Source organism: Streptomyces sp. NPDC037290 (assembly GCF_055603245.1).
In genome coordinates, this window is sequence record NZ_JBVJVZ010000068.1 from 1 (window position 1) to 7,654 (window position 7,654).

Consider the following 7,654-nt stretch of genomic DNA (forward strand, 5'->3'; position numbering starts at 1 on the left):
AGAGCACATCACGAGGGCACGCGATGCATGATCGCGAACAGTCGGCACAGCCCGTTCAGACGTCCGCATCACAAGATCGTCGACAGAGCCAAGATCCGCGACGGTGCCGTGGCGAACCGGCCGATCTACGTGGCCCTGGCCGTCACCGTCGAGGGCCGGCGGGACATCCTGGGCTTGTGGGCAGGCGACGGCGGCGAGGGCGCCAAGCACTGGATGCACATCCTCACCGAGATCAAGAACCGCGGCGTGAACGACGTCCTCATGCTCGTCTGCGACGGTCTCAAGGGCCTGCCCGACGCGGTGGAGACCGTCTGGCCCCGCACCACTGTCCAGACCTGCGTGGTCCACCTGCTGCGGAACTCCTTCCGCTATGCCGCCCGCCAGGACTGGGACAAGATCGCCAAGCTCCTCAAGCCCGTCTACACCGCTGCAACCGAGGAAGCCGCACTCGAGCGGTTCGCGGAGTTCGTCGACGCGTGGGGCAAGAAGTATCCGGCGATCGTCAGGCTCTGGGAGAACGCGTGGGAGGAGTTCACGCCGTTCCTCCGGTTCGACACCGAGATCCGCCGCATCGTCTGCACCACGAACGCCATCGAGTCGGTGAACGCCAGGATTCGGCGGGCAGTCAAGGCACGCGGTCACTTCCCGAACGAGACCGCGGCCTTGAAGTGCGTCTACATGGCCATCATGTCGCTGGACCCCACCGGCAAGGGCCAGGCCCGCTGGACCATGCGCTGGAAGACTGCCCTGAACGCCTTCGACATCACCTTCGACGGCCGCCTCTCAGCAGCGCGTCAGTAGCCTCAACACCCTGGTTACACCGCTCGTTTGACAGACCCGGCCACCCAGCCGTTGCAGGTGGGCGCGACTGGCTGTGTACGTGGCAATGGGAGCCGTTTGTCGACGACTTCAGAAGTCACTTCACGAGGCCTGATCATGATCATTGTCGATGAATTTGGGAGTCACCGCGGGCTTCTTCGTGGCCTGAGTGTGGCCGTCGCTCACCGCGTCCAGGAACGCCAGCAGCCGGCGAGCGGAGAGGAGGCGGGGACTATGCGGCTGGCTGCCCCGCCTGCTCGGCTTCGGCGCGCAGCTTGGCGGCCCGCTCGGCCGGGTGGTAGTCCGGTCCGACGCCTTCGATCAGCAGCAGATCGCCCTCAATGTGATCGGTACGCAGCCGCAGGATGTCTCGGTAAGCGGGCGAGTCGTACCAGGCACGGGCCTCGGTCAGGCTGGGGAACTCGATCAGCACCATGGTGCCGGGCCATGTGCCCTCCACCACCTCGGACGGCGGACCGTGGATGAGGAAGCGGCCTGCGAAGGGGTCGAGGGTGGCCTGGATGCGCTCCAGATACTCGAAGATGTCGGTGTGATGGCGGCGGCTACGGAGATGGGCGAAGCCATAAGCGGACATGGTCGGGCTCCTTCGTTCCGTTCGTCCCAGGGCGGGGCGCGACCAGAACGTAGACGGGGGCGAGGAAAGAGGGCGATTACTTCGCAGGTAATGGCCGCAGCCTGCGGTAAGGCTGGCGGGTGACTCCCGAAGTCATGAACACCGACTTCGCAGCCGTTGGGGTGCCTCCCACTCTCATCGAAAAACGACGTCGCAACTCGCGTACAGAGCCAACGCGACGAACCACAGGATGCCTCAGCGCTGGATGGGTCGGCGCCTGCGTGTCTCACCTCCAGCGTATGGCGATGTTGGAGAGCTGCTCGACGCGTTCCGCGGTCAGTGTTGCTGCTCTGCTGCGTTGGTTGCTGATCCATGCTCCGAGCCGGAGTTGCCTCTCCTCCTGGTTCTCGCCGTTGACGCGGACGATGATCCGTTCGATGTGTTTGCGCGGTACCCGCAGGTGTCCCTCGCGCTCGTAGAACTGCTTGGCGGCCGTGTAGTTGAGTGCCCACTTGTCGGCCTGGGTACGGCGCGGGGGCGCTTTCCCGTCCTCGGCCGCGGGCTCGATGGCGAGGATGTGTTCGCCCAGCCATTGCTGGACGGTGGTGAGCTTGTCTCAGCCGAACCGCTTCACCCACCGCCCGAGGTCCTCGCCCTGGTGCACGACCTCATCCAGCGACACGACACGGCAGTGTGCCGCCGGCTTCGAGGTGCTGGCGGGGGAGGTGGAAGGCGCGTTGCCATTCCACTGGCCAGGCCGGGCACCACGACGGGTCGATGTCCTCTAGCTGCTCACGCCGCTCCTGTGACAGCGCCCCGGCCACCGACTGAACCGGCACGCCCTCAGCACGTCGCTGCTCGATCTCGGCAGCCTTGCGGGCGGCGGTCCGCTGGTTCTTCAGCCAGATGCCCACCCCGGTATCCCTGGTGGGTGGCGTCCAGCGGCGCGAGCAGGTGCTCTCCTCGGCATCCGCGCGCGGCGGCCGGACCTGTTCCCACGCGACGTCGAAGTGCGACCACGCCATGCCCAGCATCTCCAGCTGCTCGATGCGGTCCCCGTCCATGTCCCCGCGGGTGTAGAACCTTCTGGCGTCGCGGTCCATTGCCCGAGGGGGAAGCCTGCGAGCGAGGCTGGCCACCCCTCGGCTTCCACCGCTTGGTCGTCGCTGTCGGGTACGCGGTACGTGAACGGGACCTTGAGGTCGCCGTTCGCGGGCGTAGATGACGGCGGCTTCGATACCGCGCCGCCGGTGCTTGTGGTCGGGGTTGAGGACGCGGAGGTTGATGAACGCGGCCAGCTGCGCGGGCTCGCGCGGCGTGGAGAATTTCAGCAGGGCTCGGGCCGGCATGGACAGTTGGTCGCTTCGGTCGCTTTCGCCTCTCTTGCCTTCCGTCCCACTGCGGCTTTGTAGGCCTCGTACGCGGCTTGGTGTGGTGCCTGCGGCTGCCGAGTCCCGCGAAGGGTGCGCGGAGGGTTGCACCGACAGGAGGCTGAACCGTTGGCTGGACGGTTGCTTTCAGCGGGGGACCGAGGGGGACCGAAGGTGGGAGCCCCCCAAACCGGACATCGCCAGTTCCCGCAGGCCAGCGCTTGTGGGCAAGCCGCCCGGCGAGGACGACACCTCTTCCCACGCGATAGCCGGGGGAAGAGGTCGGCTGACTGGCTGGCCGCGGCGCGACCTGTGGCTGAAGCCGCGAGTGGTGATTCATGGCGCAGACCCCTGCGGTGGGGTCGACCACGGACCCGACCACGCCTCCCGCCGGGCCGCGTCCAGCCCCGACCACGGCTGGTCAGCCGAGGTGCGGGGTACAGGCCCGTGCCGTCGTCTGCGGCGGCCGAGTGTCATGTTTGCCGAGGCCCGGGCACGGTCCAGGGGACTCGCTGGTCGGGGTCGTGGACGGGGCGCCACACGGGTGCGGTGGGGCCGTGCCGGATTAGGTCGGTCAGCGGCGCCGCGAGGACGGGGACGTCCAGCAGGAAGGGTGCCAGGGGCCTGGCGGCCGCGCGCAGGGCGCTGATCCGGTTCTCGACGCCGGCCGCTCCGGTGCCGTCCAGGACGAACAGGATGCGCGGGAAGAGTGGGTAGCGCCGTCGCCACTCCTCAACCGCCGGTTCCTGGAGGGTCGGCCGGCGCCCCGGGACCGTGGGCACGTAGCGGTGGAGGCGCTCGTACGCGGGCAGCTTGGCGGCGAGGCGTTCGGGGCCCATGGTCGCCCGGTCGACTTCCACGAACGCCCGGAGCATCGACCAGTCGTCGCCATCGGCGGGGCCGCGCCGGTAGTACAGGAGGGCGTCGGGGATGACGGCCTCGCCGCTCCCGACGGGGTGGTGGACCTCGGGGATCCAGTCCAGCGGCTGGCACAGCTCGTCGCGGCGGCGGGCGTCCTCGAGGAAGACGAGCGCGGTCTCGGTCACAGTCAGCGTGTGGCCGACCTTCAGCCGCACGGCGGTCGGATCGGACACGGTCCTGGAAGGCCGGCGCCCGCGCAGCTCGGGCCACTCGCAGGCGAGCTGCACGCCGTACACGGTGGGGAACCACACCCGGGTCCGCCCGGCCTGCGGCAGCGTGATGCGATCGACCAGCCCCTCCACGCGCAGCCGGGCCAGCCGCCGCCGGGTCTGCTCAATACGCACGCCGGGATTGATCACCCGGTGCATCTGCTCGGTGGTGGCCATCCGGTACTGCGTCAGCACGCCCAGCGTCAGCCGGTCCCCGCTGCCCGCGTCCACGCCGATCATCACGGATCCGCTCGCTTCCTGTCTGGTACGGCGCCGGCCTGCCCGGCACCGCCCGTACCGGTCACCGCAGCAGCCAGCCCCGACCAGACCACCCACCACGAAGCCCCGACCACGGTCACGAAGCGACAACACCTCCGTGGACCAGGCCCACATCCCTGCTGACAACCCGGCCGACAACCGTCCGCACCCTCTGCCACGCCCGCCCGCGAATCCGCAGGTCATCACGCTGACCCTGTCTTAGTTGCGAGGCCGACATCCCCTCTACGCCCCGAGTCCACGTCACCACAGCAGGAAAGAGAAGTGGGTGGGTGGGACAGGCCCCGGGCGGCGAACGAGGGGAGCGGGCACCGCAGGTGTTCCTCGCGCGCGACGGCGGGGCCGCGCGCGACGCCGGGCAGACCAACTGCCCGGCCGAGTCCGCCAGGAAGAACAGCGAGCCTGCTGGTCTCTTGCCCGCAGCGAATGAAACCGGAGGCGCCGGGGCCGCCCATCTGCCCGGCCGTATCTCCACCTCAACGCATTCCACCAAGTGGCATCCGGGTGATAGGACTACGGAGAGCTGATCTTGCGCTACTGCGTGACGCGGAGGGACATGACTGAGATGGCTGGGGCGGGGGGCAACGCGACCGTCCCGATCTTCGAAGGGATCCCGGAGCCGAAGTCGCCAGACGTGGTCGTCCTGGCCCCCGCATGCAAAGTGCCCCCCGCCCACACCCGAGCAGGTACTCCGGTATGACTACTCCGAGGACGACTGGGAGGACTTCACCGTCGAGTGGGTGCGCGCACTCGGCCACCCCTATGCTCGTGTGCAGCGGATGGGTGGCGCGGGCGACCATGGGGCGGATGTCGCAGCCTGTCTCACTCTCTCCGGTACAAGGGGCGAGTGGCACTGCCACCAGTGCAAGCACTACCAAGCTGCGCTCATGCCGTCGGATGCCCGGCCGGAGATCATCAAGATCTTCGTGGCCAAGCTCCGCGGGATCTACGAACTGCCAACCCGGTACATATTCGTGGCACCGAAGATCGGGACCACCCTGTCGCGGCTGTTTCTCGATCCGGTCTAGTGGGAGACTGGCGGGCATGGATCTGACGAGCAATGCCCGTGAGCTGCTTCGCCTGGTCGACCAGGCGTCAAAGCCGGTGGCCGTCTCAGACTTCTTTTACATCATTCGGCCGGTGCCTGTCGGAATGGATGAGGGTGACCCGGACTATGAGGCTTGGGCGGAAGGGCAGTTGGGGCTGTACCGGGACTCACTCACGCTCTGGCGACAGGGTTTGGTGCGTGTTGTGCACTCTGCCGATGGGGAGCGGCCCGATCTGGTCGTCGCCACAGACGAAGGGCGTGAAGCGCTCGCAGAATTCTGCGGGTAGGCACTCGGATGGCTTAGGCGGGGATGCGGTCTTGGTAGCGAGGGGCGCACCATGGCGTTGGCCCCGCTCACGGCCGAGTCCTTTCCCGACGGCGCTCGGTGGTGCGCATTCCGAGGGCGCCACGTCCTGCCCGGCAGGCGGCATCTGACAGGACGTGCGCCTGCCGGGCAGGGCGGCACACCGATCGGCTCCACTACCCACTACCCCAGTACCCAGTAGCGACCTCGGGACCCCTTGGGGCCGAGACCGGGGACAGGTCGCCGAAGAACGCCGGCCCTTAGCGCTTCCGTGCGGAGGCACCGCCGGAACCCTTGACTTGTCGCTTGTCGCTTGTCGCTTGTCGCTTGTCGCGCCAAGCGGCTGAGGCCTTGGCTGGCGGGCAAGACATTCCCACTCAAGTTGACGATGCCAGAGCAACGCCGGCGTGGTCGGGGTGAACTTTGAAGTTGATGAAGCCGCGGGGCACTGGACTGTAAGCCGTGGTCAGGTGAAGGTCAGTGTGACTGGCCCCCTCAGCTCCGACACGCCAGTTCCAGCACACGCTGTAACGTCCAGCTGGGGGAGGACTGCCTGGTAGAGCGCTGTGGCACCCGCGTGGAGACCTTGGGTGACGGTCCCCAGCCAGGTGACCTGGGTGGAACCATCGGCCAGTCGCGCCTTGGTGTTTGTCGTGAAGACCACTGTGCTCGTTGTGCCTGTGTTCCAGGAGTAGATGGCTGTGGTGGTTCCTGGCTGGTTGAGATCGGTACAGCTGGTGGTCACTGTGAACGCGCTATGCGAATCTCCGTAGGCAACACCGCCTGTGGAGCAGTAATCCAGGTCGTCGTGGAACGTGATGTAGGTCGACCTTGGCGTGTTGACCAGGGGCGGGTCATAAGTCGTAGCGACTGTCCCCTCGCAGGATAAAGCTGGGACAGAGTCAGCGCGCGCCGCGGACGCGGGGACTAGGGTCGCCAGAGCGAGGAGGGTGACTGTCACGATGAGCGACGCTCGACGGCAACGCTGCTCAGGCAGCATGCGCGTCCGAACCAGGCCGAAGCCAGTGAGACGAAGCATTGTTCCTCCGATTCCTTGTCGAGAAGCTGTGGAGGCCCAGTGCCCCACTGTAGGGGCGGGGGCGTGGCTTCACACCCCTCTGAGCGGCATTGTCACGTTGAGCTGGGCCCGTGAGATGATCTTGAGGGGGGTGATTGTCTCGGGAGGTCTGACCGTGGAGTTCGCAGCGCCGTCGTACAAGGGCCACCGCTACCCGGTCGAGGCACCGCCGGCGCCGGCACCATTGACTTGTCGCTTGTCGCTTGTCGCTTGTCGCGCCAAGCGGCCGAGGTCCCGTGGTTGGAGATTCTGCACTCGGATCTGCCTGCGATCCGACAAGCGACAAGGCAAGAGGGAGGGGGACGGCCGCATTCACCGCGCGACGCAACGCCCCATCAGGTTCCCTGGCATACCCTGGCATACGGCGTGCTCAACGAGTCGCATCGTGCATGCCGTCGTAAGATCTGGTCCATGAGTGGCTTAGATAACGGAAGCGGCTGGAAGTCGCATCTTGCATGCCCAGAGTGCGATATGGACGTCTGGTACACCGGCCCTGTGGATATAACGGCTTTCGGCGATAAGAATCGATCGCGGGGTCCAGGATCGTATCTATGCAAGAACCCAGGATGCGGCAAGTATCAGTCGGCCGTTAAGCCGCGTACCCGTTAGTGACAGAACACCCGAGAAAGTCGCAGCCCTGATTGTTCCGTGGTCCGGTGGGGTTTTTCCAGAGTCGATCCACTGCTTCAGTTTGAAGCATGCTCTGGTGGCCCGGATGCGTCATTGGTGCATGCTGCATCATCCCACCCTGTCCGACCCTGCCTCCCTGGGTCTGTTGACTCCCCGTCACCTCCGTCTTCCGCCAGCCGGGTGCAGGTCCGGGCCCCCCTATAGTCAGCCAAGTCCCCGGAGCGCAGCGGAGGGGGCTCAAGCCTGCAGCGTACGGGCCGCCTGCACGGCCCTGCCCCTGGAGCGCAGCGGAAGGGGCACCAACCGGAGGGCGAAGCCTGCAGGTTATGCGGGGAGCGCAGCGAGCCGCCAGCGCTCACGCGGAGCGGGAGCGCAACGGTTGCGCGCACCGCAACCGTTCGCTTGCTCCGGGCGAAGCCCGGAGG

6 protein-coding genes and 1 pseudogene are annotated in these 7,654 nt (G+C 66.9%); 3 read left to right on the plus strand and 4 right to left on the minus strand.

Annotated features, from left to right (window positions below; translation table 11 throughout):
* Positions 1-90: 90 nt before the first annotated feature.
* Positions 91-801: pseudogene (locus ACZ7HQ_RS44245) on the plus strand (IS256 family transposase); the annotation flags it as partial.
* 250 nt (positions 802-1,051) lie between these two features.
* On the opposite strand, the gene ACZ7HQ_RS44250 reads toward ACZ7HQ_RS44245, so the two are convergent.
* The 4 genes from ACZ7HQ_RS44250 to ACZ7HQ_RS44265 form a co-directional block, all read right to left on the minus strand.
* Complete coding sequence (locus ACZ7HQ_RS44250) at positions 1,052-1,414, minus strand: DUF1330 domain-containing protein (RefSeq protein ID WP_471002995.1); 363 nt, start codon at positions 1,412-1,414, stop codon at positions 1,052-1,054.
* A gap of 265 nt (positions 1,415-1,679) precedes the next feature.
* Positions 1,680-1,982: a helicase associated domain-containing protein gene (locus ACZ7HQ_RS44255; protein WP_471003010.1), complete on the minus strand. Its 303-nt coding sequence runs from the start codon at positions 1,980-1,982 to the stop codon at positions 1,680-1,682.
* A 79-nt stretch (positions 1,983-2,061) separates the two neighbouring features.
* Complete coding sequence (locus ACZ7HQ_RS44260; protein ID WP_471002998.1) at positions 2,062-2,496, minus strand: helicase associated domain-containing protein; 435 nt, start codon at positions 2,494-2,496, stop codon at positions 2,062-2,064.
* A 740-nt stretch (positions 2,497-3,236) separates the two neighbouring features.
* Positions 3,237-4,133, minus strand: coding sequence for a replication-relaxation family protein (locus tag ACZ7HQ_RS44265; RefSeq protein ID WP_471003001.1), 897 nt, complete (start codon positions 4,131-4,133; stop codon positions 3,237-3,239).
* Between the two features lie 923 nt (positions 4,134-5,056).
* Between ACZ7HQ_RS44265 and ACZ7HQ_RS44270 the strand changes: the two genes are divergently transcribed.
* Together ACZ7HQ_RS44270 and ACZ7HQ_RS44275 are read left to right on the plus strand one after the other, a co-directional pair.
* Positions 5,057-5,197, plus strand: coding sequence for a hypothetical protein (locus ACZ7HQ_RS44270; protein WP_471003004.1), 141 nt, complete (start codon positions 5,057-5,059; stop codon positions 5,195-5,197).
* Positions 5,198-5,213: 16 nt separating this feature from the next.
* Entirely contained in the window at positions 5,214-5,504 is a 291-nt protein-coding gene (locus ACZ7HQ_RS44275) for a hypothetical protein (protein ID WP_471003007.1), read from the plus strand.
* Positions 5,505-7,654: the final 2,150 nt, after the last annotated feature.